The sequence below is a fragment of the Microthrixaceae bacterium genome (assembly GCA_016702505.1).
In the GTDB taxonomy this organism is placed as follows: domain Bacteria; phylum Actinomycetota; class Acidimicrobiia; order Acidimicrobiales; family Iamiaceae; genus Aquihabitans.
The window spans coordinates 61,524-86,678 of record JADJDU010000013.1 but is presented as its reverse complement, the minus strand read 5'-3'; the positions used below and the strand labels follow the sequence as shown (position 1 = coordinate 86,678).

26 protein-coding genes and 1 tRNA gene are annotated in these 25,155 nt (G+C 66.9%); 17 read left to right on the top strand and 10 right to left on the bottom strand.

Annotated elements, in window-relative coordinates; all coding sequences use genetic code 11:
- Positions 1–5 precede the first annotated feature (5 nt).
- The 3 genes from IPG97_13955 to IPG97_13945 all read left to right on the top strand — a co-directional run bounded on the left by IPG97_13955 (position 6) and on the right by IPG97_13945 (position 894).
- Positions 6–79, top strand: a tRNA-Arg gene (locus tag IPG97_13955).
- An 87-nt stretch (positions 80–166) separates the two neighbouring features.
- Positions 167–526 carry a DUF202 domain-containing protein gene (locus IPG97_13950; GenBank protein MBK6857612.1) on the top strand — a complete coding sequence of 120 codons (360 nt, stop codon included), beginning with the start codon at positions 167–169 and terminating at the stop codon, positions 524–526.
- Positions 523–894 carry a DUF202 domain-containing protein gene (locus tag IPG97_13945; GenBank protein MBK6857611.1) on the top strand — a complete coding sequence of 124 codons (372 nt, stop codon included), beginning with the start codon at positions 523–525 and terminating at the stop codon, positions 892–894. Before IPG97_13950 ends, IPG97_13945 begins: the two co-directional genes overlap by 4 nt.
- Positions 895–909: 15 nt before the next feature.
- On the opposite strand, the gene IPG97_13940 is transcribed toward IPG97_13945, so the two are convergent.
- Both IPG97_13940 and IPG97_13935 read right to left on the bottom strand, forming a co-directional pair.
- A complete protein-coding gene (locus IPG97_13940; protein ID MBK6857610.1) occupies positions 910–1,779 on the bottom strand; it encodes an META domain-containing protein in 870 nt (289 codons plus the stop codon).
- Positions 1,780–1,818: 39 nt separating this feature from the next.
- Positions 1,819–2,772: a YihY/virulence factor BrkB family protein gene (locus IPG97_13935; GenBank protein ID MBK6857609.1), complete on the bottom strand. Its 954-nt coding sequence runs from the start codon at positions 2,770–2,772 to the stop codon at positions 1,819–1,821.
- Positions 2,773–2,931: 159 nt separating this feature from the next.
- Here IPG97_13935 and IPG97_13930 point away from each other — a divergent pair, with 159 nt between their 5' ends.
- Positions 2,932–4,071 carry an AI-2E family transporter gene (locus IPG97_13930; protein ID MBK6857608.1) on the top strand — a complete coding sequence of 380 codons (1,140 nt, stop codon included), beginning with the start codon at positions 2,932–2,934 and terminating at the stop codon, positions 4,069–4,071.
- Here the strand turns inward: IPG97_13930 and IPG97_13925 are convergent.
- Positions 4,011–4,943 carry a cation transporter gene (locus IPG97_13925; protein ID MBK6857607.1) on the bottom strand — a complete coding sequence of 311 codons (933 nt, stop codon included), beginning with the start codon at positions 4,941–4,943 and terminating at the stop codon, positions 4,011–4,013. The genes IPG97_13930 and IPG97_13925 overlap by 61 nt on opposite strands.
- A 26-nt stretch (positions 4,944–4,969) precedes the next feature.
- Here IPG97_13925 and IPG97_13920 point away from each other — a divergent pair, with 26 nt between their 5' ends.
- The 6 genes from IPG97_13920 (at position 4,970) to IPG97_13895 (ending at position 10,872) form a co-directional block, all read left to right on the top strand.
- On the top strand, positions 4,970–6,775 hold the full coding sequence (locus IPG97_13920; GenBank protein ID MBK6857606.1) for an SLC13 family permease: 1,806 nt from the start codon (positions 4,970–4,972) through the stop codon (positions 6,773–6,775).
- Between the two features lie 38 nt (positions 6,776–6,813).
- Positions 6,814–7,206, top strand: a complete 393-nt coding sequence (locus IPG97_13915; GenBank protein ID MBK6857605.1) for a phage holin family protein — start codon at positions 6,814–6,816, stop codon at positions 7,204–7,206.
- A 31-nt stretch (positions 7,207–7,237) separates the two neighbouring features.
- Positions 7,238–7,786: a DUF1269 domain-containing protein gene (locus IPG97_13910; protein MBK6857604.1), complete on the top strand. Its 549-nt coding sequence runs from the start codon at positions 7,238–7,240 to the stop codon at positions 7,784–7,786.
- Complete coding sequence (locus IPG97_13905) at positions 7,783–9,483, top strand: alpha/beta-hydrolase family protein (protein ID MBK6857603.1); 1,701 nt, start codon at positions 7,783–7,785, stop codon at positions 9,481–9,483. The genes IPG97_13910 and IPG97_13905 overlap by 4 nt, the downstream gene beginning before the upstream one ends.
- Before the next feature lie 20 nt (positions 9,484–9,503).
- A complete protein-coding gene (locus IPG97_13900; GenBank protein MBK6857602.1) occupies positions 9,504–10,136 on the top strand; it encodes a CPBP family intramembrane metalloprotease in 633 nt (210 codons plus the stop codon).
- A gap of 94 nt (positions 10,137–10,230) precedes the next feature.
- Positions 10,231–10,872, top strand: a complete 642-nt coding sequence (locus IPG97_13895) for a DUF4203 domain-containing protein (protein ID MBK6857601.1) — start codon at positions 10,231–10,233, stop codon at positions 10,870–10,872.
- Positions 10,873–10,923: 51 nt separating this feature from the next.
- Here IPG97_13895 and IPG97_13890 read toward each other — a convergent pair whose 3' ends face one another.
- Together IPG97_13890 and IPG97_13885 are read right to left on the bottom strand one after the other, a co-directional pair.
- Positions 10,924–11,208 carry a hypothetical protein gene (locus IPG97_13890; protein ID MBK6857600.1) on the bottom strand — a complete coding sequence of 95 codons (285 nt, stop codon included), beginning with the start codon at positions 11,206–11,208 and terminating at the stop codon, positions 10,924–10,926.
- 13 nt (positions 11,209–11,221) lie between these two features.
- Positions 11,222–12,562 carry a DEAD/DEAH box helicase gene (locus IPG97_13885; GenBank protein ID MBK6857599.1) on the bottom strand — a complete coding sequence of 447 codons (1,341 nt, stop codon included), beginning with the start codon at positions 12,560–12,562 and terminating at the stop codon, positions 11,222–11,224.
- A gap of 175 nt (positions 12,563–12,737) precedes the next feature.
- Here IPG97_13885 and IPG97_13880 point away from each other — a divergent pair, with 175 nt between their 5' ends.
- Together IPG97_13880 and IPG97_13875 are read left to right on the top strand one after the other, a co-directional pair.
- Complete coding sequence (locus IPG97_13880) at positions 12,738–13,121, top strand: hypothetical protein (protein ID MBK6857598.1); 384 nt, start codon at positions 12,738–12,740, stop codon at positions 13,119–13,121.
- A gap of 166 nt (positions 13,122–13,287) precedes the next feature.
- Entirely contained in the window at positions 13,288–13,656 is a 369-nt protein-coding gene (locus IPG97_13875) for a hypothetical protein (GenBank protein MBK6857597.1), read from the top strand.
- A 328-nt stretch (positions 13,657–13,984) separates the two neighbouring features.
- Here the strand turns inward: IPG97_13875 and IPG97_13870 are convergent, their stop codons facing one another.
- The 4 genes from IPG97_13870 to IPG97_13855 form a co-directional block, all read right to left on the bottom strand.
- Positions 13,985–15,160 (bottom strand): beta-lactamase family protein, encoded by a 1,176-nt coding sequence (locus IPG97_13870; GenBank protein ID MBK6857596.1) that lies wholly within the window; start codon positions 15,158–15,160, stop codon positions 13,985–13,987.
- A gap of 33 nt (positions 15,161–15,193) precedes the next feature.
- Positions 15,194–16,648, bottom strand: a complete 1,455-nt coding sequence (locus IPG97_13865; GenBank protein MBK6857595.1) for a neutral zinc metallopeptidase — start codon at positions 16,646–16,648, stop codon at positions 15,194–15,196.
- Positions 16,649–16,751: 103 nt separating this feature from the next.
- Entirely contained in the window at positions 16,752–19,523 is a 2,772-nt protein-coding gene (locus tag IPG97_13860) for a hypothetical protein (GenBank protein MBK6857594.1), read from the bottom strand.
- Positions 19,451–20,389, bottom strand: coding sequence for a hypothetical protein (locus IPG97_13855; GenBank protein ID MBK6857593.1), 939 nt, complete (start codon positions 20,387–20,389; stop codon positions 19,451–19,453). The genes IPG97_13860 and IPG97_13855 overlap by 73 nt, the downstream gene beginning before the upstream one ends.
- 159 nt (positions 20,390–20,548) lie before the next feature.
- Here IPG97_13855 and IPG97_13850 point away from each other — a divergent pair, with 159 nt between their 5' ends.
- The 5 genes from IPG97_13850 to IPG97_13830 all read left to right on the top strand — a co-directional run bounded on the left by IPG97_13850 (position 20,549) and on the right by IPG97_13830 (position 24,919).
- Positions 20,549–20,944: a pyridoxamine 5'-phosphate oxidase family protein gene (locus IPG97_13850; GenBank protein MBK6857592.1), complete on the top strand. Its 396-nt coding sequence runs from the start codon at positions 20,549–20,551 to the stop codon at positions 20,942–20,944.
- Positions 20,945–21,085: 141 nt separating this feature from the next.
- Positions 21,086–23,497 carry a nitrate- and nitrite sensing domain-containing protein gene (locus tag IPG97_13845; protein ID MBK6857591.1) on the top strand — a complete coding sequence of 804 codons (2,412 nt, stop codon included), beginning with the start codon at positions 21,086–21,088 and terminating at the stop codon, positions 23,495–23,497.
- Complete coding sequence (locus IPG97_13840; protein ID MBK6857590.1) at positions 23,497–23,919, top strand: roadblock/LC7 domain-containing protein; 423 nt, start codon at positions 23,497–23,499, stop codon at positions 23,917–23,919. Before IPG97_13845 ends, IPG97_13840 begins: the two co-directional genes overlap by 1 nt.
- Positions 23,916–24,287, top strand: a complete 372-nt coding sequence (locus tag IPG97_13835; GenBank protein MBK6857589.1) for a DUF742 domain-containing protein — start codon at positions 23,916–23,918, stop codon at positions 24,285–24,287. Before IPG97_13840 ends, IPG97_13835 begins: the two co-directional genes overlap by 4 nt.
- Entirely contained in the window at positions 24,287–24,919 is a 633-nt protein-coding gene (locus tag IPG97_13830; protein ID MBK6857588.1) for an ATP/GTP-binding protein, read from the top strand. The genes IPG97_13835 and IPG97_13830 overlap by 1 nt, the downstream gene beginning before the upstream one ends.
- 13 nt (positions 24,920–24,932) lie before the next feature.
- On the opposite strand, the gene IPG97_13825 is transcribed toward IPG97_13830, so the two are convergent.
- Positions 24,933–25,136, bottom strand: a complete 204-nt coding sequence (locus IPG97_13825; GenBank protein MBK6857587.1) for a hypothetical protein — start codon at positions 25,134–25,136, stop codon at positions 24,933–24,935.
- Positions 25,137–25,155 lie beyond the last annotated feature (19 nt).

The window sequence follows — 25,155 nt, the reverse complement described above, 5'->3', positions numbered from 1 at the left end:
CACCCGCCCTCGTAGCTCAGTCGGATAGAGCGTCCGCCTCCTAAGCGGAAGGCCACAGGTTCGATTCCTGTCGGGGGCACCCACCCACCACCGACACCTCGCGGCTATCGATTCGTCACAGGGGAAGCGTGTGAACGTCGACGGAGAACAACGACGGGGAGCCTGGATCCGCACCTGGGTCCCCGAGGACCCGCGCCACAGCGGAACCGAGCCCGACTATCGCTTCACGCTGGCCAACGAACGCACGTTCCTAGCCTGGATCCGCACCGCCCTGGCCTTGGCTGCCGGAGGGTTGGGAGCCATGGCGCTGTTGCCCGACGTGGCTGGTTCGGAACCCTTGGGGTTGGGACTGTTGGCCATGAGCTTCGTTATGGCCGCCAGCTCCTACCGACGATGGGCCCACAACGAGAAGTCGATGCGCCTCGGCACCCCGCTCTACGCGTCGCGGCTACCGATGGCGATCGCGGTCGGAACCGCTCTCTTCGCCATCATCGGCGCCGTGATCTTGGTGGCCAATACCCCGTGAGCCTCCCCCGCGCCCACCTTCCTCACCTTCACCACCGCTACCGCCGTCGATCGGGTGGGCTTCAGCAGGAACGCAACGCCCTGGCCTGCGAGCGAACCGCGTTCTCGGTGATGGGGGCGGGCCTGGTGTTGGCCCGTTTCGCGGCCGTGAACCAGTTCTGGGTCCTGGCCGGATCCGCCGTGGTGATCGTGGTTATGGGATCGGGCCTGCTGGTTTGGGCTGGCAGCCACTATGAGGACCGACTCGATCTGGTCCACCACGGCGACGAGGTGGTTCACCCCACGGCCGCCCGCTACGTCGGGTTGATCACCATGGCCACCACCGCCCTGTGCCTGATGGCCGGGGCGGCCACGATGCTTCTGCGGTGAGCCGGCGACAGACAGCTAGGAGGCTCGGTACTGGAGCCCCTGGCCTCCGTTGGTCAACGTGAGGACCTGGCCGTCTATCGACACCTCGACCTCACCGTCGAGCACGGCGAGGACCGAAGCCTCGACCGGAGCGCCGTCCCCTTCACATGCCATCAGGGTTACTCGCATCACTCCGAAATCAAGGACTCCTTCTCCGTCGAAGTCGCCGATGACAACGGACCCGCCACCGCTGTTGCAGCCGGTTGAGAAAGTGACGGTGCCATCATCAGCAATGTCGAGCGTCGGAGGCGTGACACCGGTGGGCAGGCTGGAGACGGCGTCGTTGGCGACGATCGACTCGAGGGTCCACTTCGTGCCGGTGAGGGGGGCATCAGCTTCCTCTTCCAGCGTGATGGTGACTTCATCCCCCGAGAGGACCAGGTTCGCGCCGTCCAGGGAAGCCTCGAGCCCGGCGGTCAACACCTCGGTCAGCCATGTGTCTTGAGCCATGAGGGGTTCCTCACACGCCATCATCGTGGCGGCCGGCGTGTCGACCCAGGCCAGCGTGTCCGCCTCAACCTTGTAAGCCCCTGTGATCGTGTTGCAGCCGCCGTTGACGGCCATGACCTCGCCTTCGAAGGTGATCCTGATCACCGAATCCGTTGCCAGATCGTGGCCCTCGACCGACGTGGACAGGAATGTTCTGTCCCGCAGGTCAGCGGCGAGGGAACTCGAACCTGACGCGGCGCCCGCCGTCGTTGTCGTTGCGGATCTGTTCGCGGCCGCAGTCGTGGCCGACCCGTCACCGGATGAGACGTCGTCGCCGGAGTCGCTGCCACAGGCGGTCATCCCGAGAATTGCGGCCAAGCCCAAGATGCCGATGAGAAGTCCGGGTCGGTTGATCATGGTTGTTGACGCTACCTGGGCCCCCAGAGCCGGGTCCGGTCACCTCGGCGGCGGGCCTCCCCGACCGATCACCTCGGCGGCGTCGCCCTCGGGCACGTACCCAGAACCGACGCTCAGGTCCAGCCGGGGAACCAGCTCGGCCGCCCGCCGGAGCAGCCCGGGGGGATCGTGGCGGTACCGCTCGAACAGCACCGCATTGGCCGCAGTAGCGACCACGAACAGCGTGCCGAGAATGAACAGGTAGCTCAGGACCGTGAGCGTGATCCCGAAGGCGCCGTAGGTGGCCGAGGAGTCGGCCAGCTTGGATGGCAGGTAGAAGGTTGCCAGGGCTTGGAGGCCCACGCCGCTCAAAGCTCCGATGGTCGTGCCCGGGAGAAGCCAATACCACTCCCGACAGCGGCGAGGAAGGATCCAGCTCAGCCCGAAGAAGGCCACCCCGAAGCTCGCCAACGTCGCCATCGATCCGGCCAACCCCGCGATCACACCCAACCGCCGCACCAGCGCCGAGACGTAGAAGACCAGCGCGAACAGCAGCAGGCTCCCGCACAGCCTCACGAAGGCTCGACCCTTGGACGGAAAACGAACGGTAGGGATCTGCCAGACCCGTGCCCCCGTCACCTGAAGCCCACCCAGCAAGCCCCAAGACGCGACCAGGAAACCCGCTAGCCCGGACAGGAGCAGCGGGAGTCGGCTCTTCTCCACATCTGCGCTGGCCTGGCTCAACCCGTCGACCATGGCCCCGCCCAGGTTCATGTGGTTGGCGGCATCGACGGACTCGGCTCGGGCGAAGCCGGCCACGGCGACGACGATCGCCGCCAAGGGGATCAACATGAGGAAGAGGCGGTAGGCCAGGTATCCGGCCAGGACCGTGCCGTCGGCGGCTTTGAACCGCTTGAACAGGTCGACGAGAAGATCGACGAGGACGTGGTTCTCCCGTTGGGCCTGGGCCCATCCGCGAGCTCCCGTCACCGCACCGCGGGTGCGTTCGCTCAAACCTCTGGGATGGCCCATCACCCGATTTGACCAGACCCAACGAGGATCAGTACAAACCCCACAACCACCGATTGACCGAGGCGTTGCCTCGGTTCAACCATTCCGTGCTCATGGGTCGGCTCGTCTTCGGGCTCGCCTCCTAAGCTCGATCTTGTGCCCTTGAACGAACCGGCTGTGCCCGCCTGGCTCGACCGACTCGCCGGAGTGTCCTGGCGCTTCTTGGTGGTGGCGGGGGCGGCCATGGTGATCATCTCGGGATTGGTGACCCTCGATGTCATCCTCCTGCCGATGTTCCTCGCCCTCTTGTTCGCCAGCGCGTTCCTTCCACTCGACCGGCGCCTGCGTCGCGTGGTCGGCCGCCCTGGCCTCACGGCTGCCGTCTGCCTGCTCACGTTGATCGCGATCCTGGCGGCCGTCGTGTGGATCACGCTGTCGGCCGTGTTGAGCGAGACCGACACCATCGGACGGGCCCTCGATCGAGGGGTGACTCGGGTGAGCGAAGCGGCCGTCGACTACGACCTCGTACCCGAGGACTACGACCCCGGCGGCGAGCAGCTGGCGAGTCGCGCCGCCGGATCGTTCGGGCGCCACCTGTTGACCGGGGCCACCGTCATCGTTTCAGTCACGGTTGACCTGGTGACGACCATGCTCTTGAGCCTCTTCATCACGTTCTTCCTCCTCAAGGACGGCGGGATGATGTGGCGGTGGGTGGTAGACCGCCTCGGACGGGGTTCCCCCCTGCTCGATACCACCGGGCGTCGAAGCTTCGACGCCCTGGCCGGCTACGTGCGAGGAGCGGCCATCGTGTCGGGCGTGGATGCGTTCTTCATCGCTATGGGGGCGTGGTTGCTGGGGGTGCCGTTCGCCGGCGCCATCTTCGTCCTCACCTTCATCATGGGCTTCATCCCCTACGTCGGAGCCTTCGCTGCGGGGGCCTTCGCCTCGGTCCTGGCCGTGGCCTCGGGCGGCATGGGCCGGGGCCTGGCCATGATCGCCGTGGTCCTGGTGGTCCAACAGCTCGAGACCAACCTCTTGCAGCCGGTGATCATGGGCAAGGCAACGTCGCTCCATCCACTGGTGGTGGCATTGGCTTCGGTAGCTGGCGGTGCGGTGGCCGGACTCCTAGGAGTGTTCGTGGCGATCCCCGTGGCTGCCGCCACCGTGGCGGCGACATCTGCACTCAACCAGGGAGGCTTCTTCGACGATCGACCCAGCGGCAGGCTGCTGAACACCCCCGATCACGATGAGGCGCTCTCGTCGAGCCGGGGCAACAACTCGACGTTGAGCCAGACGTCGTAGGGCAACGGCGCCAATCCTTGCCTCACCGCCGTTCGGACCTCGTGCTCCTGAGCGACGGTCACCTGAGAAGGCACCACACCCTCCACCTCGACGTACAACCGCCGCCCCACCTTGGTACTTCTGACCACGGGCGCAGCTAGATCGAACCGGGCCTGGACCTCGGCCACAGCGGCGTCGATCAGCTCCTGTACGTGGGCCTCGGGAGCTCCTTCCTGCAACTCGACCAACGCCCGGCGGATCATCCGCAGCGGTTCCGGCAGGAAGACGACACATGTGACCAGCACCATGGCCGGATCCACATAGGGCTCAGCACGGACGTACCGACCATCAATGGCCAGCAGCATTCCGAAGCCAGCCACCATGCCCAAGCCTCGCAGCGCGGCAACGCGCCACGCGGTGGCTTCGGCGACCAGTAGGTCAGAGTCGGCGGCACGAACGGAGATCCAACGCCACACCCCTACAGCCCCGGCCGTGGCCACCACGCCGTAGGTCAAGGCCGAGCCTGCGCCCACCTCGCTGCCACCGCCACGGATCACCCACACCGCCTCCAGCGCCGCGTATCCCAGCGTGCCGAGCAGGACCAGCCCCTGTACCACAATCGCCAGCGGTGTGGCTGCTCCCCTGCCGTAGTTGAACCGCGACGTTGGAGGTGCCGCCGACACCGCCGATGCCCTGATCAGAAGCACCGATACCACCACGCCCACCAAGCCGTAGGCGCCGTCGAGCAAGATCATCTGCGACCCGGCCGCGATCCCCCACAGCACTCCGAGCACACCGAGACCGGCCGTGGCCGCCACCGAACCCCACAAGGTCCGGCTCTCGTGGGCGGTCTCGGGCGGCGGCATCGCGAAGGCAATGTATCGGTCTCCCATCGGTAGGCTCCGCTGCCATCGACCCGATGACAATCACCTTCCTGATCCTCGGCGCCGTGGTGGTGCTGTTCGTGTGGAACCGCATACCGGTAGAACTGGTAGCCGTTGGGGCCGCGCTGTCCCTCTACTTCACCGGGGTACTAGAGGTGGAGGAGGCGCTCACCAGCTTCGGCGATCCAGCGGTGGTGCTCATCGCCGCCCTGTTCGTGGTGAGCGAGGGCCTCGATGCCACCGGGGTAACCGCATGGGCAGGCCAGCAGTTGATCGCCAGGGTCGGCGAGAGCCGGACCCGGCTGATCGTCTTGGTCCTGCTGCTGGTTGCGTTCCTGACTGCACTGATCAGTGTCAACGGCTCGGTGGCGGCATTGACCCCCATGGTGGTGGTTCTGGCCCTTCGAACCGGTCGACCGACCTCGCAACTTCTGATGCCGTTGGCATTCGGCGCGCATGCTGGCTCGATGCTCGCCTTGACCGGTACCCCGGTGAACGTCTTGGTCTCCGACGCAGCCAGAGGAGCGGGGACCGGCCCGTTCGGCTTCTTCGAGTTCACTCTGGTCGGTGTGCCTCTCGTGGCCGGAACCATCGCCATCGTCGTGCTCTTCGGTCAGCGCCTGCTGCCCGAACGCACACCGGAATCGTTGCCGGCCGACCTCAGTGACCATGCCCGCACCATGACCCGCCAGTATCTCAGTGATCACCGGGTCTACCGCCTCCGAGTTGAGGGCGGCGCCGCTTGCATCGGCGGCCAGGAGCGCGACCTACCTGAGACCGAGGACCTGGACATCGAGGTGGTCGGCGTCCAGGCGAACGGGACGGGGCTCGCTATCCACCCCTCCACCATCAACGAGGGAGACGTCCTCATCGTTCGTGGCGACGACGACCACGTCACCCGCTTCGCCGCTCGGGTCGGGCTCGCCCTTGAGGCCGAACCGTTCCAGGTCGACCCCAACGGCGCGGTGCTGGACCGGGAGATTGGTGTGAGCGAGGTGGTGATCCCGCCGCGTTCACCGGCCGTGGGTGAGAAGGTGTTTCCCGGCATGGTCACCGACAGCGGAGACCTGGTGATCCTCGCCGTTCAACGCAAGGGCGAAGACATCGGACCCGAACCGGTGAAGCTGGCCGTCGGAGACACCCTCCTAGTCCAGGGGCAGTGGATCGACCTGGATCGCCACGTCCCCTCCGACCCGGCGGTGCTGGTGGTCGACGAGCCGCAGCGGGTCCGACGCCAGGCCGTCCCCCTCGGACCCGGCTCGAAGGCGGCGGTGGCCATCGTGGCGGCCATGGTCGCGGCCCTGGCCACCGGAGCGGTCCCCGCCGTCGTGGCCGGGTTGACCGCCGCCGGGGCGATGATCCTGTTTCGGGTCATCGATGTCGACCAGGCCTACCGCGGCATCAGTTGGACCACGATCGTACTGGTCGGAGCGATGATGCCTTTGTCCACGGCCATGACCAAGACCGGGGCCGCCGACCGGATCGCCACCGGCCTGGTCGACCTGATCGGCGACAGAGGGCCTTACGCCTTGTTGTTCGGACTGTTCGTCCTGACCGCGGTGATGGGGCAGCTCATCTCCAACATGGCCACCGCCCTGATCGTGATCCCGATCGGCGTGTCCGCCGCTGTCGAACTGGGCGTTTCACCCCGGCCGGTGCTGATGTCGATCACGGTGGCCGCGGCTGCGGCCCTGCTCACCCCGGTGGCCACCCCCGCCAACCTCATGGTGATGGGGCCGGGTGGGTACCGCTTCGGCGACTACTGGAAACTCGGCCTTCCCTTGCTCTGCCTGTACTTGGCGGTATCGGTCGGCCTCGTCCCGCTGATCTGGTCCTTCTGAACTCGGCATCCCCTCCGTCTGGATTAGGTTCACCAGCCATGGTTCGCCTCGCCGCCCGTACAATGATCAGCTTGCTGGCCAACGCCGTCGGCCTGATCGTGGCGGCTCAGGTTCTCGACGACATGAGCCTCAGCGTGACCGGCTACGTCACCGCCACCGTCATCTTCACCGTCGTGGCCGTCTTCGTGGAGCCGCTCATCCGCCAAATGGCCCTCAAGAGCGCGCCGGCGATCCTCGGCAGCAGCGCCCTGGTAGCCACCCTGGCCAGCCTTGTTCTCACATCGATCATCGCAGACGGACTTCAGATCCATGGCCTCTCCACGTGGGTCATGGCCACCGTGGTGGTGTGGGCCGCAGCCCTGGCCGCCAACCTCCTCCTTCCCCTGGTGATCTTCAAGAAGGTCCTGGGCGAGGTTCGCAGCGCCAACTAGATCCAACACAAACAACCAACCGGAGTTACAGATGTCTGATCCTCGTTCCCTCGTCGTGCTCGGCTTTGACAACCAGCTCGCCGCCCAGGAGATGCTCACCACCCTGACCCGCCTGTCCACCGAGGGCACCTTGTTGCTCCAGGACGCGGTGTTCGTGACCAAGGCCGACAACGGTAAGGTCCGCGTCGTGCAGACCACCGACCCGTCCTCGGGTCAGGCTGCGGTGGGCGGGGCCTGGTGGGGCCTGCTGTTCGGTGTGCTCTTGGCCGTCCCGGTGTTGGGCATGGCCATCGGGGCCGGCAGCGCCGCCCTCATGGCCCGCATGATCGACACCGGCATCAGCGACAAGTTCGTCAAGGAGCTACGCGACTCGATCGAGCCCGGCAAGGTGTACTTGGCCGTACTGTTCAGCCACGCCAACGCCGACAAGGCCCTCGACGAGATGAAGCGCTACAGCGGTCTGGCCCAGGTCATCACCTGCAACCTGTCCGATGAGGCCTCGGCCCGCCTCAACGAGGCCCTGGCCAGCGGTTCCGTGCAGACCGACGTCTCCGACGAGGAATCCACCATCACCGAGTGAACACCTCCAAGAAGTCCCGGGTCCGGCGGGTGATGGTCTCCATCACCCGCCGACCCGCGTTCGGAGGCATGGCGGTGGGTCTGTTGTTCTGGTGGCAGTCGCTGTCACCCACGCTCATGCCTCGAGCCTGGGTGATCCAGGCGGCGGTCAGCGCCATATGCGTCACGTTGGGCTACGCCCTCGGCACTCTGGCTGGGCGTCTGACGAGGGCGGTCCTCCGGCGTCGGCGGGTCCACATTCCGGGGCGGCTCTGGCGCCCAGCCCGCTTCGGTGTAGGCGTCCTCGCCGTTCTGGCGCTGGCTCTCGGTTCGATCCGCTGGCTGGGGTGGCAGAACAGCCAACGGGAGTTGGTGGCCATGGATTCGATCTCGGGCACCGTCATCCCTCCGATGCTTGGCCTCACCGTGATCCTGGCCGGAATCCTCTTCGTGGCGGGAAGGATCGTCGGCGCCGCCGTGCGGGGCCTGGATCGATGGAACCAGCGTCATCTTCCCCGAGTCGCGGCCCAGCCGTTGACCGTGGTGCTGGTCTTGCTCCTGACGGTGTTGGTGATACGAGATGTGGCCTTTGCCCGCTTCACCAACTGGGCATCCACCAGCTTCGGGGCAGTGGACACCGGCACAGCCGATGGGGTGATCAGACCCGAGACCGAGACCGTGTCCGGTGGTATCGGTTCGCTTGTCGAATGGGACGACCTGGGGTTGCAAGGGCGATCGTTCGCCGGCGGTGCCACCACGGTGGACGAGTTGCAGGCGTTCTGGGGAGACGACACCGAGATCTCAGCTCCGATCAGGGCCTACGCCGGACTCCGTTCAAACGGTGATCCGCGAGGTCGGGCCCGGCTGGCCGTCGATGATCTGGAACGCGCCGGCGGATTCGACCGAGAGGTGCTGGTGGTGGCGACCGCCACCGGTACCGGTTGGATCGATCCCGACGCCGCCGAGGCCATCGAGCAGATCTATCGGGGTGACACCGCCATCGTGTCCATGCAGTATTCGTACCTGCCGAGCTGGATCTCCTTCATCACCGACCTCGACTTGGCCGCCGAGGCCGGCACCGAACTCTACGGCGAGGTCTACCAGCGCTGGTCCCAGCTCCCCGAGGGCGATCGACCCACCCTGTTGGTGTTCGGGTTGAGCCTCGGTTCCTTCGGTGCCGAGTCGGCCTTCGTCGGCCCCGACGCCGACACGTCGCTCACCAACATCGTGACCCGTTCCGACGGCGCCCTCTTCGTGGGGGCCGCGCATGCCAACCCCATCCTCCGCCAGGTGACCGGGGCCCGCGACCCCGGTTCGCCGGAATGGGCGCCCGTATTCGACCAGGGTCGGATCGTCCGTTTCGTGACCCGCGACCCCGACCACGGCGACCCCGAGGGCCCTTGGCCCCAGCCTCGGGTGTTGTACATCCAACATCCGTCGGACCCCGTCACCCATTGGGGTATGGACTGGCTGTGGTCCAGGCCGGGGTGGATGGATGATCCACGGGGCTACGACGTGCCCGCCGACGGTCGTTGGTTCCCGGTGGTCACCTGGGTGCAGGGCATCTTCGACCTCATGGCCGGCTTTGCCGCTCCTCCTGGGTTCGGCCACGACTACCGCCTGGACTACGTCGACGGCTGGACCCGCATCGCCCCGCCCGAGGGCTGGAGCGCGGAGGACACCGTCCGGCTGGAGCACTTCCTCTTCCCCGACCGCTGAGGACGCGAACAATCAGCTCGATGAAACCCCGCACCGCCTTGGCCGTTCTGGTCGGCGGGCTGACCGTGGCCAACCTGGGAAGGACCGCGTTGGTCCCTGGGCCTTGGCATTTCACGTTCAACCTCGGGATCGGCGCGTTCGCCGGCGGAGTGGCATGGATCACCGGTCTGACCCGGACCGAGATGGGCTTGAGCCGGCGATCGGCTCCAGCCGGTCTGAAGTTCGGGCTCGGGGCCGCCGCCGCCATAACGACAGGAGTGGTCGGCCTGGGATTGGCCGGTGCCTTGACCGACGATCGAACCGACATGTCGGCGCTGACCATGCTGAGCCGGGCACTGGTGGTCATCCCATTGGGAACGGTGGTGGTGGAGGAACTGGCCTTTCGCGGGACGCTCCACGGGCTGCTCCGCCAAACTGGCTCGGAGCGCTGGGCATGGGTGGCGGGGGCGACGCTGTTCGGCCTCTGGCACGTCTACCCGACGTGGATGGCTGATCGGGACGCAGCGATGACGGTGGGAACCCTCGTGGCAACCACCATCGCTGGGACAGGGTTCATCTGGTTGCGCGTCCGCTCCGACAGCGTCATCGCCCCCGCTGTCGCCCATTTCGCCACCAACAGCGTTACCTTGGCCGTGGCCTGGATCCTTCGCTGAACCCCCTCGGTCCGCGCCCCGGACCCACCCATTCGAGTGGGCCGGTCCAGACGGCACCGCGGGACCCACCCTCCCGGGGCTTTATGGTTCTGGGATGGAAGACATCGTCATCGGTCTGGTCGCCCTGATTGCCGGTTCTGTGTTCTGCTACAGCGGCTACCGCGCCTTTCGGGTGATCATCCCGATCTGGGGTGCGTTCACCGGGTTCGCCGCCGGCGCCGGCCTCATCTCGGCCCTCACCGGCGATGCCCTGTTGGCCAAGCCCATCGGTTGGGTGCTTGGCCTCATCTTGGCCCTCGGATTCTCGGTGCTCGCCTACCTGTACTACGAAGTGGCAGTGGTGTTGACCATGGGGTCGGTCGGGTTCATGGCCGGATCGGCCCTCATGACCGCCTTGGGCGTGAGCTGGAACTGGCTGATCGTGTTGGTAGCGGTGGCGGTGAGCCTGGTGTTCGCGGTCTTCGCCATCACCACCAACTTCCCTCGCATCGTTCTGGTGGTGGTGAGCGCCACCGCCGGGGCGACGGCAATGGTTGCCGGGGGCATGCTGCTCACCGGCGCCCTGGAAACCGCCGACCTGACCCGGTCCTATGTGACCGAGCGCATCCACGACGACTGGTGGTGGTACCTGGGTTACGCCTTCCTGGTCATCAGCGGGATCCTCAGCCAGGCTGCCGCCAACGCCCAACAGGACCTCCGCACCGCGTGGTACGTCGAGGAACGGCGCACCGCATAGGCCTGACCACAAGGCGGTCCGTCCGCCTGTTGGGACGAGACTCCTTAGCGCTCAGCCTCGAGCCAACCTCTCGGCCACTTCGAGCCGTGCCCGCAGTTGGCTCACCGTCGCCTCTGTGACCCGCCCCACCCCTGACAGCCGGTTCAGTTCCGAGTTGACCTGGGCGTGGGTCTGGCCGGTGCGACGGGCGATGGTCGCCACCATCTCGGAGTTCTGCTCGCGCAGCCGCCGCTTCTCCTCTCTTCGGGTGCGGGCAGCGTCTCCACCGAAGCTGATGCCGAGTTCGTCGAGGCTGCGCCGATCCCCGGCCAGCGGGGGCGGCGGGGCCAGGTCCAAGATCAGAGAGGGATCATCGTCGAGGCTCGCGCCAGGTCGTCGTCGACATGGTCCGCGCTGAGAAGGGCGCATGGGTCTGGTGGTCGGTGGCCACCGCCGACAGGGCCGCGAAGAGCGAGAGCTGCTCCTCGGCCCCGGTGTCGAGCGCGGCCGGGTCCCGCTCGAACCGCTCCTGCTCCCGGCGCCGCAGGCTGTGACGGCGCTGGTCGGCGATCTGGAAGGCACGGCTCCGCAGGCGGGGGTCATCGGGGATGAAGACGAACGCCTTCTGGTCCCTCACTCCCGGTGTCCAGCGGACGAACCGGCCTACGGCCTGGCGGAAGAACAGCTCGGTGGTGGTCGTGGTGGCGTAGACACCGACCCGCAGCCGAGGGATGTCGACGCCCTCCGACACCATCCGCACCGACACCAGCCAGGGATCCGAGCCCCCGGCAAACCGAGCGATGAGGTCAGATGCGGCCGGATCGTCGGAGGTGACCACCGTGGCCTCCTGCCCGAAGCGGTTCCGGAGGAGCGCGGCGATCCCCCGGGCGTGGTCCTGGTCGATGGCGATCACCAGGCCGCCGGCATCGGGCTGGCGGGCCCTCACGGCGTCCAACTGGGCCACGGCTGATCGCATCACCGCTGGCAGCCACTCTCCTTCCAACGACAGCGCGGTGCGGAGCCGCTGGCTGGACCGGGCCTGATCGAGGGCGTCGTCGAAGGATGCCGACTGCATGGAGCCGTCGGGAGCGGTCCACTCCATGTGACCGTTGGTGCGCGGGAAGTAGACCGGCCTGACCACCCGTCGATCGGCCAGTGCCTCGCCGTAGCCGTACTCGAAGTCGGGGCTGGCTTCGTCGAGCACGTAGCGGACGAAGGGTATGGCCCGGGTGTCGCTGCGAAAGGGAGTCCCCGACAGGGCCAGGCGACGGGGAGCTGGCGAGAACGCTTCGAGCACGGCTGCACCCCAGGCCCGCTCGTCGCCGGCGTGGTGGATCTCGTCGAAGATCACGAAGGCCCGGTCGGCCAGCGAGCGCAACACCGCAGCGCTGGACGCAACCTGTTGGTAGGTCGTGACGATGCCGTGCATGTCGGCGGGTAGGCGGCCGTCGGTCGCTGACCAGTTGGGGTCGAGGTGAAGAGCGAACCGGGCCGCGGCCCGAGCCCACTGGAGCTTGAGGTGAGCGGTGGGTGCCACGATCACCAACCGACGGCGGGGGTGGTCGGCAAGCACCTGGCGGGCCGCGGTGAGGGCGAAGGTCGTTTTGCCGGCCCCCGGGGTGGCCACGGTGAGGAAGTCGTCGTGGCCTGCGGCCACGAACTTCTCGAGGGCCGCCTTCTGCCACGGCCGAAGCCGGATGCTCCGGGTCACCGGGTGCTGCTCATCGGATCATCGGACAAGACCATGGGAGAGTCGATTCTGCCATGCCGGCAGTCGAGGCCCTGGACCGGGGCACAATCCGTTGCCCCACACCACCGGAGGCCACTACGGTACGTGAGGTCACCTGGTCACGGGTGACCTCATTCGTCACTGTCAGGAGCACAACGTGAACCTCACTCGTACCGTCAGGGCCGCCGTGGCCGCAGGTGCCGTCGGCACCGCCTTGCTGACCTCCTCCCTGATGGCCAACACGGCCCAGGCCGGAAACTGCGACCCCAAGGAGTCGGTCCTCGCGGAGGGCAACGCCCGACAGGTCGATCCGTGCTACGTGCCGACCACCCGGCCCCCGATCCACATCCCCACCACCACCCGGCCCACCACCACCACCACCGAGGCCCCGACCACCACCACCGAGGCCGAGCGCCCCACCACCACCGTGGCTCGCCCCTCCACCACCATGGCTCCTAGCACCACCACCACCACGGCCCCCGTGGTCGGCGGCGCCACCGGCGCCCGCCCCGTGGCCGCCCAGGCTGCCTACACCGGCTGAACCAACCAGCCACCCAGAACAACCGAGGAGGCCGGCCCACCAGGGCCGGCCTCCTCTGCGTCCTACCGGAAAGCTTCTTGGCTTGCCCCGCTGATCGTGGCGCTAATGTTGCCCGTACCGCGTCGCTCACTTGGGGTGGCGCACCAATACCCGAGGAGCGGGACACATGAAGAAGACCAACCGCGGCGTTCGCGCCGCCATCGCCGCCGGCACGCTCGGCCTCGCCGTCGTAGGCACCGGCCTGTTCGGCGGTGCCGCCGAAGCCGGTCGTTGCGACCCCAAGGACAACGAGAAGATCATCGATCCCTGCTACGTGCCGACCACCCGGCCGCCGATCCACATCCCCACCACCACCCGGCCCACCACCACGACCACCGAGGCCCCGACCACCACCACCGAGGCCGAGCGCCCCACCACCACCGTGGCTCGCCCCTCCACCACCATGGCTCCTAGCACCACCACCACCACGGCCCCCGTGGTCGGCGGCGCCACCGGCGCCCGCCCCGTGGCCGCCCAGGCCGCCTACACCGGCTGAACCAACCAGCCACCCAGAACAACCGAGGAGGCCGGCCCACCAGGGCCGGCCTCCTCCGCGTCAGCCTTGATCCACCGATCGATCTTGGGTTGTTCTCGATTCTCCATGGTCACCCAGGCGAACGGGTTCTCTGTGCGGCCACCGTTAGTGCTCGGCTGTCTGACGAGTTGAAGTCACAGGACTGGGCGGGGGTTCGGGGGCAGAGCCCTTCGTGGCGGAGCCCCTGACCTGCAGAGATCGGCTTTGCCGGTCGTAGCAGCGAAGACGTCGGCCGTCAGGCCGGCGACCGAACTCCGCCGGAAGGCTCCGCCTTTCGGCGGATCCAGGGTTAGTCCTCGAGCAGGTCGGCGGCCAAGCTGGCGATGGCGATGGTCCTGCGAGCCTCACGGATCAGGTGCTGGTCCAGGCCGGCGGTGAGGTAGGCGATGCTCAGGCCGCTGACAGGATCGGCGAAGGCGATCTGGCCCCCAGCCCCAGGGTGGCCGAACGATCGACCCGAGGCGGTACGACCGAATCCCCTTCGGTCAGCGAAGCCATCGTCTGAGGCCAGGATCAGGCCAAGGGTCCTGTTGGCGGGAGTCCCGGACCAGTCAGCCAAGGTCACCATGGCCTCGGCCGTACCTGCCCTGAGCATCTCCGGTGACCACAAACCTCCTGGGTTGTGGATGAAGGCCTGGTAGAGCATGGCCAGGTCGGCAGCCCGCATGACACCGCCTCCGCCCGGCACCCCAACTGTTCGAGCCACCTGATCGGTGAGGGTGAGCAGGGCACCCACCCGCACGTCGGGCGGGATGAGGGCCTCGAGGTCCACCGCCACCCCGAACGATGCTTCCATCTCGGCTGGCGTGGGGAGCTCGCCCACAACAACCGAGTCGATTATCCCGACCTGATCCGAAGCTGGAATGCCGAGAAGACGGTTGAGACCCAAGGGTGCGGTGACCAGATCCTCGATGGCATCGCAGTGGTCGAGGCCGGTGACCGCCGCGATGATCTCAGCCAGGATCCAGTGCCCCGAGGTGGTGTGGTACTGGTAGGCCTCCCCCGGCTCCATCGTGAGCTTCCACTTGGAGAAGGCCTCCAGCCGGCTCGGCCTGGTGTCCCACCGCGGCGGGCCGAGTGGAGCGAACGGGAAGCCGCCGGTATGGGTGAGAACCTGGGCCACGGTCACGGCTTCTTTGCCGTTGGTGCCGAACTCGGGAACGTAGGCGGCGCAGGCCTCGTCCACGTCAACCCGCCCCTGATCGATCAACCGCCACAGCGCTGCCGCCACCAGGGCCTTGGTGGCGCTGTAGGCCACGAAACGACTGGACTCCGGTGCTCCGATGGTGGCGTCCACCACGATCTCGCCGTGGCGCGCCACCGCGATCTGCACCGCGGGTGCCAGCCCTTCGTCGACCTCTCGCCGGACCCGGGTGAGCAGGCGTTCGACCTTTTCGGCATTCACCGGTCGATTGTCGGTCGGGCGGACGTCGTAATCATTCCCGTGCATGCTGTTTCCGATCACAACCCGAAGCTAACGGACGGTGCGTTAGGCCTCTTAGGCCTTGAGGTCCACGCAGGCACCAGGTCCGCTCAACACACCGGTGCGATAGGCCTTGACCCGATTGAACCCGGGACCCTGACGTTCCCGGTCGGCTGCGGTGCGGAAGGTGAGGAGCACCTTGACGCCTTCGTCGAGGTCACCGGGGGAGAGGGTGAGCACGTATCGCTCTCGAAGTGCCGGGTCGGTCTGACGTTCGGGCAACATGGCTGCGGCCCAGGCGCCGGTGAAGCAGTCGGCTCGGAGGGTGGCAGTGACCTCATCTCCCGGCGGCTTTTGGAGCTGATCTTGCACCTCCATCCCGTACTGGGTGCCGAACAGCGCTCCCACCGCGAAGTCGCCCTTGTCATACGCCTGGGGAATCGTCTCTTCGGACTCATAACCGATGTAGCGCTCGGGTACGCACAGGAACAACCGGAAACCGGTCGCCGGAGCGCCGTTGCACGTGGGCGGATCGTCCAGGGTGAAAGGGCGAGGAGCGGCCATGGGTTCCCATGCACGGCCACCACTGAGGGCCGGGAACACATCGGCCCAGTAGGCATCGAGGGAGCGGAAGGCCTGGTCGACCATCTCGTCCTGGGGCCGGTCACCCAGCGTGTAGCGGTCGTCGCCCTCGAACTGGAACTGGAACGGCCGGGGATCCCCGACGGTGAAGCCACGACACCGACCGGATCCCTCCTCGTAGCCCACCTGGAAGGCGCTGACACGGTCGAAGCCCGAGCCATGGGCGTTCGGGTCCTCGGAGCTGGCCCCAGCCGCGTCACGGAACGAGAGGATTCCGGCCAGGGCTTGGTCCAGCTCACGGGTACCAATCTCGAACCGAGACGTGCCCGAGTCGGCCACGTGCTTGGCCCAAGCGCCGGCGTAGCAGTCGGCCTGGAGCTCCATGACCACGGTCGGCTGTTCGAAAGCGGCTCGGTGCTGGATGGCGTGACCGAACTCGTGGGCGAGCACGACCGCCACGGTGAAGTCCCCGAAGGTCTCTGCCAACTCGGGCATGAGGAACTCCTCGTCCCACGCGATGGCGTCGTCGGACGGGCAGAAGTAGGCGTTGTGGAGGACCTGGTTGACGTCGTAGGGCTGACACGGGAGCGTCGACGGCCGCGAGTTCCGGTCGACCGCGAAGTAGCCGCCTGCGGGAGCAACGTATGCCGCACCGTCGAAGGTGGCGGGGTATGCGGCCCCCCAGAAGGCGTTGAGGTCGGCGATGGCATTCGCCGCGACGCGGTTGACCGGGGCCCCTGTATCACCGTTGATGACCAGGTCGGTCGGTGGGGGGAGGGTGGTGGGCGCGCTGGCATCGGTGCTCGCACCGGCTTCAGGCGAGAAGTCCGAACCGCCATCGGTCGTGGAAGGTCCCGAAGCGTCCTTTTGGTGATCGATCCCCACGCCACAGCCCGCCGCCACCAGCAAAGCAGCGACGGCAACCATCACCCGCTTGTCGAACCTCAATGGTCTCTCCCTATGCCTCGGGCATGCTGGCGAATCTGCCACGTCTCAGTTGGCTTGCGCGGCCCATTCCACCACGCGCCCGGGCAGATGCGGCGTCACGTGGTCATCGGTCGGCTCGGGCCGCCACGGCCAGGTCGAACAACGTGCGCCAGCCCGCCGAGTCGATGTTGAGATCTACGAGGCGTTCTTCGACCGCTTCGGTGCGGCTGCGCGCCGACTCGTGGCCCAGTGCGCTGGCTATCCGGGCACCGGCCAGGCTGAACACGACCGACGACAGCACGTCTCCGGTGGAGGCAGTGACTGCTATGGCGCCGTCCACCTCCGCAAGGGCCATCGTCGAGGCGCCTTCCACCTCCTCGGGTGGGACCTCGGATCGAGCCTGGATAGCTCTCGCCAGATCCAGGGCTCGAGCGATGGAGACGAACCCGCGATCCAAGTAGGTAGCACCGGGGCGTGAGCCCACGGCCTCAGCGGACTCTTCGAGGTCGCCGCGACCGGTGACGGCCGCCAACAGGGCCCGTCCTGCATAGAGGTTGGCCGACACCTCGCCCACCTCGTCTCGCCGGAGGTAGCCGGCGGCCAGGTCGGGATCTCCTCTCTGAAGGGCAAGGATGCCAAGTGCCGTGGCTGCCTCTTGGCTTCCGTGATCGGCCAGGACGCGCAGATCCCCCTCCACGTCTTCGGCGAGCTCGGGCTGACCGATCTGAACCGCGACCGCGCCCCGGGTTACCCGAGCCATCTGCCCGGTGGGAACGGCAGTGATCCCCCCTGACGCTCCGACCTGGTCCAAGAGCGCGAGCCCTTCGTCGACCCGACCGATCATGGTCAGGGCGCGGCCGAGCACGGCGCCGGCCTGCCCTCTGCCCCAGGTGTCGCCCAAGCGGTCGAAGGTGGCCATCACCGCGGTGGCCAGATCCACAGCCCCGGCCGTGTCGCCCTCCCACAGCATCGCCGCTGCCAGCAACAACTCGGTCACCGCTATGGCCCATGGGTCGCTCAACGTGAGGGCCCGGTCCCGGGCCTTCACGGCCAGCTCTCGAGCCTCCCCGACCTGGCCCTGCTGGAAACGGATCCAAGCGAGAACACCCCACGCCCACGCAATCCCTTGGCTGTCGTCTAGCTCCGCGAACAGATCGACCGCCGACGACGCGTGCTCGGCAGCTCGACCGGTGCGACCGGACACGAAGGCGATCCAAGCCAGGTTCTGATGAGCCCACCCTTGACCGGACCGATCCCCCACGTGCTCGAACTCGGTGAGTGCTTCCAACGCAGACCGCTCCGCCTGGTCCAGGCGACCGTCGAGTATCTCGACCTGAGCCCGCTCTCGCAGGGCCCGGGCTTGACCTTCGTGGTCGCCCTGCTCGCCGAAGGCGACGGCGGCCGCGGTCAGGGAGGCAATCGCGTCGTCGGGCCGGCCCTCGCGCTGCTGCACCAGCCCACAGACGACCTCGACCTCGGCTCGAAGCGTGGGCTCGTCGGCCAGGACAACGAGCTCGGCGGCCTCGGCAATGTGGCGGTTGGCGCACTCCTGATCCCACAGCGACAACGACAGCGATGCCAGTTCCACCAGTATCAGCACCGACTCAGACGGCCGGGCCACCCGGTCGGGGCCGATCAGGTCCAGCGCCTTCTGATAGTGGCGGCGGGCCGTCGGAAGAGCCATGTCAGCGCGGGCCTGCTCGGCCGCCTCGACTACCCAGCGGCGAGCACTGGCATCGATGTCGGCGCCCAATGCGTGGCTTCCGTTCACCGCCCCCATCTCAGCCATGAGCAGAGCAGCCTCGGCATAGTGGTGGGCTAGCTGATCCACCACCCACGCTGGCCTCGGATCCCGAACTGCCACGTGGTGTTCGAGGTAGGTGGCGATTGCCTCGTGACGAGTGGCACGGTCCGATTTGGTGATCGTCTGGTAGGCGACCTCCCGAACCAGATCGCTTCGGAACGACCACCGTTGACCGTCGACCTCGATCAAGTCGTGCGCCACCAGGACCGCCAGTGCTTCGGCCACACCCATCCCACGGTTGAGGAACTGTGCGAGGCGTTCCAGTGCTTCGACCATGCCTCGACCACCGAGCACGGCAGCGTCCTGCAATACCGAGCGAGGACCTACGTCGAGGTCGTCGAGCCGGGCGGCGACGAGTCCTAGCAGGTTGTCTGGGAGGGTTTCGGGAAATGCCGCGGCACGGGTGATGGCCATGCCGGGCCCATCATCATCCTCGCCGCCGGCTGAACCCAGGCCACCAGGACCGTCGAGAACGTCGTGGTCGTGACTACCCGGCGGGGGTCCCTGCCCATCGAGGAGCGCCACCAACTCCTCCACATAGAACGGATTCCCGCCGCTGCGGGTGTGGAAGGCAGCCACAACCTCGGGCCGAACGACGCGACCGCTCAAAGCCTCGAGCAATTCGCCGGTAGCTGAACGGCTCAGCGGATCGAGATGGAGGCTCAGGTGGTTGTGACGACCTGGCCTCGGAGCCCAACGCTCGAGCAGGGATGAACGGGCCGTGGCCACCACCAACACCGGACTGTGGTGTACCTCCTCCAACACGTCATCGAGGAGTGAGAGAACCACGTCGTCGCCGAAGTGGAGGTCTGAGAGCTTCAGGACCACCGGACGGCGGAGCGAGGATGCGGTGAGGTAGGCGGCCAACGCCCGGGCGGCGCGACCCTGAACCGAGGCCGGGGATGCACCCCCGCTGGTGTCGAAGCCCATGAGCGGCAACAGGCCTTCGGCCACTTGTTCAGCCTCGGAGCCCGAGATGGACGGGTCCACGCGAGCCACCTCGGCGATGAGCGCCTTCCTCACGTTGACGCGGTCATCTCTGTCGCTGAGGCCGAGCGCTGAATGGATGGCCTCGGTGATTGGCCACCACACGTTGGCTTCTCCGCAGGGAACGCAGCGGCCGTGGCGGACCACGGCCCGATGCTGGTCCACCGACCACTGGGCCACCTCGTCGGCCAGCGACTCTTGCCCAGACCCACGTCACCGAGCAGCAGGATCAGGCCACCCCGCCGGTTGCCTACCGACAGGTCGACCGACCGCCGCAACATCTCCACCTCGATGTCTCGCCCGACCAGAGGCACCTCCTCTCGGCGGGGCCGATAGCCAGGTGGGGCGACCGGCGATACCGCGGCCCAGACCTCCACCGCGTCTTCCCGACCCTTGGCTTCCATGAGCCCCCGCGGTTCGTAGGCCACGTTTCGAGCCGTGGCCGAATGGGTGGCCGCCCCCACCAGCACCTCCCCGGGCTTGGCCGCGGCCTGAAGACGGCTGGCGGTGTTGACGACGTCGCCCATGGCGGTGACCGAACCTGCCGCTCTCATCGCACCCACCAGCACCTCGCCGGTGTTGACGCCGATCCGCATGCGAAGGTCCAGACCGAGCAACGCCGCCTCCGCGTCCAGCGTCTGTTGCATCCGCAACGCCGCCCTGACCGCTCGCTCGGCATCGTCCTCGTGAGCGATCGGGGCGCCGAAGAGAGCGACCAGAGCGTCTCCGATCACCTTGTCGACCTGGCCGCCATGGGCGATGACGTCCTCGGCCAACCGCTCGAAGCACCGGTCCACCAGGTTCTTGACCAGCTCGGGGTCCAAGCGCTCCGACAACGTCGTGAACCCGACGAGGTCGGCGAAGACGACGGTGACCACCCTGCGCTCGTCGACCAACTGAAGCGACCTACCGCACGCCGCGCAAAACCGGGCTTCAGGTGCGGTGGCAGCGCCGCAAGCTGGACAGGTCATGGCCCTCAGCCTACGGACGGCGGGGGTCTAGTGGATCGGTCATATCTGTCGTCGTCGGGTCGGACGGAGCCCATCCTTACCAAGGCCTCCCCCACGCCGCATCCAGTGCTCGGCTCGGCTTCTTGTGGGAAGGTTCTCCTACGGGGCCAACATGTGCGCATGGCAATGGATCCGGCTCAGCTCACCCACGAACACCTCGCCTTCCTGACCGAAAGACACCTGGCCACCCTGACCACGATCCGCGTCGACGGCAGTCCCCACGTCGTACCCGTCGGATTCACCTACGACCCCGATCGGTCGGTGGCTCGTGTCATCTCGTTCGCGTCGAGCCGAAAGGTGGCCAACATCGCCATCAACCCGAGTGGTTTCGGTGCTATTTGCCAAGTGGACGGTGGTCGTTGGCTGACTTTGGAGGGTTCGTGCTCGGTGTCGTCCGACCCGGTCAGGGTCGCCGAGGCCGTGGCGGCCTACGCCCATCGATACCGCCAGCCCAAGGAACGCGCTGATCGCGTCGTCTTGGAGATATCCGTCGAGAGGGTTATCGGTCGGGTCTGAACTCCACCCAGAGCGAGATCCACGTGCCTTTGAGCACGGCGAGTGGCCTGGGAATAGGTCGATCGGACCTTTTCGGCGGTTTGTGTCTGCTGGGGCAAGCATCGCGCTCACGTCGATATCCGCGTTTGCCGAATACCGATCGTGACCCGCGGCCGCCGGCCGTGGCCTCGAACCCGGGAGCTTCACGTGTTCAACCGCATGCGGATCCGCACAAAACTGGTGGTCGCCCTCCTCGTTCCCTTGCTGGCCTTGGCCGTGCTGTCGGTGATCGCCATCGGTGCTGCCAACCAGGAAGCCGACGACACCGCTGAGCGGGCCGACGACATCGAGGTCCAGGTGGAGATGGCCAGCTCGTTGATCGGACCGGCCGGGCTCATCAGCGCCATCCAGGACGAGCGCAACAACGTTGCCGTGGACCTGATCGGTATGAGTGCGGTGATGACCGGCGACCCGAAGGCTCAGGGCTCGCTTCAGGGTTCCTACGACGCCACCGACGAAGCGGTGGCCGATTTCCGCCAGGCCATCGGTCGGCGCAGCGAGGCCGTGCAACAGGCCTTCGCCCCCGCTCTCAAGGCTCTGGACGATCTCGAAGAGATCCGCGAGCAAGAGCGTGCCATGCCCCTCGACGAGCGCAACAACGTGGGCGGGATCGAGATGTCGGTCAAGACGTTCGACGACTACTCCCGCGTGATCAACTCGTTCTTCGACGTGAACGCGCAGATCGCGTTGGGCCTCGATGACGCCGAGCTTCGGTCCGGCGCCCGATTCATCGACCAGATCAGCCGCTACTCGGACCGTGAAGCCATCATCATCAAGACGATCGTGTTTCCGCTGATCCTGCCCAACTCCCAGGGCCTGTACGCCGACCGCATCTCGCACCGCCTGGCCACCGCCCTGGTCGAGCTCAACCGCAACACCCGTCACGAGCTGGAGACCACCGGAACCGACTTCTACCGGGACTTGGCCAAGGCCAACTTCAAGGCCGACGAGACCACCTTCGCCCGTGAACTCTTCGACGGAGCCATCGAGGGCGACGAGGTGGACCTGGCTGCCATTCTGGGCGACGAGACGGTGGCCTCGGTCCTCTACCACGAGGCCACCCGCAACAAGGCTGGGGAACAGCTCGAGAAGGACGCCACTTCCCTTATCGCCACCGCCCGCGCCACCAGCGACGACGCCGCCAGCCGGGCCCGGAACGTGACCATCTTCACCGGTGTGGTCATGACCCTGGCAGTGGCGATCACCCTCATCGCCAGCCGCTCCATCGCCAAGCCGCTGGGCCGGCTGGTCGAAGAAGCCGAGACCATGGCCAACGAGAGCCTGCCCGGCACCGTTCAGGCCATCCTCGACGCCCCGCTCGGCGAGGACGTGGTGCTACCGGATCTACACACGGTCGAGGCCTCCGGCGGCTACGAGATCGCCGAGCTGGCCGGTGCCCTCAACACCGTTCAGTCCAGTGCCGCCGATCTGGCCGCCGAACAGGCCATCTTGCGCCGCAACATCTCGGACTCCTTCGTCAACCTCGGTCGACGGAACCAGAACCTGCTCAGCCGCCAGCTCGACGGCATCACCGACATGGAACGGAACGAGACCGATCCCGAGGTGCTCGAGAAGTTGTTCACCCTGGACCACCTGGCGACCCGCATGCGGCGAAACGCCGAGTCGCTCCTGCTGCTGGCCGGCCTCGAGCCGCACCGCCAGTGGGCCGCTCCCGTCGCCCTGATCGACGTCATCCGCGGTGCCATGGGCGAGGTGGAGGATTACCACCGAGTTGAGATCACCCGCCTGGACGAGGTGACGGTGAAGGGGTCCACCGCGGCTGACCTCACCCACCTGGTCGCCGAGCTGCTCGAGAACGCCCTGAACTTCTCACCTCCCGGTCGCAGCGTGACGCTGTCGGGCGCAGCCCGCGACCACGGCTACATGCTGGCCATCGTCGACAACGGGATCGGCATGGAGGCCGACGAGCTGGCCCAGGCCAACGTCCGCCTCGCCGGCGGTGAGTCCTTCACGGTGGCTCCGTCCCGCTACCTGGGCCACTACGTGGTCGGCATCCAGGCTGCCCGCCTTGGGGTCAAGGTCAACCTCCAGGAGACACCCGGTGGCGGCATAACCGCGATGATCGACCTCTCCGGAGTCCTCTCCACCGATGAGAGTGCTCCCAACGAGCCCTCGGCCGCCCCCGCCCCAGCCCCAGCCCCGGCGCCAAGCCACGACGAGCCCGAACCGGCTCCGGCGCCGGCCAGCTCCAACGGGCATGGGAGCGGGGACCGCCAGAACGCGGCCACCACCGAGTTCCAGGCCCCCGAACCCACCGAATCGGCCTACGGTGGAACCACGGCCAGCGGCTACAAGAAGCGAGTCCGAGGCCAAAACGCCCCCAGAACCGAAGTGGTTTCCGCCCGTGGAGACTCAGCAACCCCAGCCAGCAGCGCGGCATCTGATTCCGGATCCACCGCCGAGGAAATGCGCTCGATGCTCTCGGGGCTGCAAGCTGGTAGCGAACGAACCCGCTCCGAGGCCAGAAACAACGAAGCACCCGAGGAGACCTGATGAGCGTGAACGACGATGCCCAGGAGTTCAACTGGCTGCTGAACAACTTCGTGAGCTCCACCAGCGGTGTGTCCGATGCGGTGGCGGTCTCCTCGGACGGTCTACTCATGGCCCGCTCCAACACGCTGGACGAAGCCGGTGCCGATCAGCTTGCCGCCATCATCTCGGGCTTCGTCAGCCTGGGCGACGGGACCACCCGATGCTTCGGGTTCGAGGAGCTCAACCAGATCATCGTGGCCATGAAGGGCGGCTACATGTTCGTCTCGGCCATGGGAACCGCTGGCTGTCTCGGCGTGGTAGCCGAACCCCGCTGCGACATCGGCAATGTCGGCTATCAGATGACGCTCCTAGTGGAGCGGGCCGGGCGCATGCTGACACCTGAGCTGATAGATGAGCTCAAGAACCTGGTGATGTCGCGGTGACCCCATCGGGCCCCGGGGGCCACGACTTCGTGCGGCCGTTCATCATGACCGGTGGCCGTACCGCCAGCCGCAGCTTGGACCTACGGCTCGAAACCCTTGTTCGCAAGGTTCCATCGGCGGCCGTCGATGGGCGCATGCCGTCCGAGAAGGTGTCGGTCCTGAACCTGTGCGAGGCCCCCACCTCGATCGCCGAGCTGGGCGCCGAGCTCAAGCTGGTGGTGGGTGTCGTCAAGGTCTTGGTCGAGGACCTGGTCGAATCCGGCCACGTCGAGGTGTTCGTGGATACGGTCGAGCCGGTTGAGTTCCCCGATTTCGACGACGAGATCGACCTGCTCACCCGCATCAGTAACAAGATCCGGAGCCTTTGATGTCCTCTGTCGCCTCCCCCGCCGACCAGAGCACCCCCACCCGACGCCGAGGCCCCCGCTCGGCCAAGATCGTCATCGCCGGCGGATTTGGCGTCGGCAAGACCACCATGGTCGGTGCGCTCTCTGAGATCCCACCCCTGACCACCGAGGCGGCCATGACCACCGCCGCCACGGGGGTCGACGACAAATCCCAGGTGTCGACCAAAACTTCGACCACCGTGGCCATGGATTTCGGTCGCCTGACCATCGACGAAGAGCTCGTACTCTTCATGTTCGGAACCCCAGGTCAGGATCGGTTCGGGTTCATGTGGGACGACCTCGTCATCGGCGCGCTCGGGGCGATCGTCCTGGTCGACCTGCGCAGGATCGACGACTGCTTCCCCGCCATCGACTTCTTCGAGTCACGCGACGTGCCGTTCATCGTGGCCATCAACCGGTTCGACGGTGAAACCTCACCAGACCTCGCCGAGGTGCGAGAGGCTCTCGACCTAGACGACTCCCACCCCATCGTGGTGTGCGACGCCCGCTACAAGGAGTCGGTCAAGGGCGTCGTGTTGGCCCTGCTCGACATGTTGATCAGTACCTTCCGCAAGCGGTCGCTCAAGGCCGCCGGAGGCCGACGAGGCCTCTAGGGCGACGACGGGACTATTCGCAAGGACCCTCAGGGTCATCGGACCAGGCGTCATCGGCTTCCTGCCAGGCCTCGTCGCGGGCATCACGTAGCGTTCGCCAGTCTCGGGCCTGTTGTGGCGTCGGGTAGGGACCGAGGGCGTTGTCGGGATCGTCGCGTTCGCCGTCGGCTTCGACCCGCTGATGGGTGAAGCACCAGTACCACCCCGACGGCGTCATGGCACCGACGATACCGATG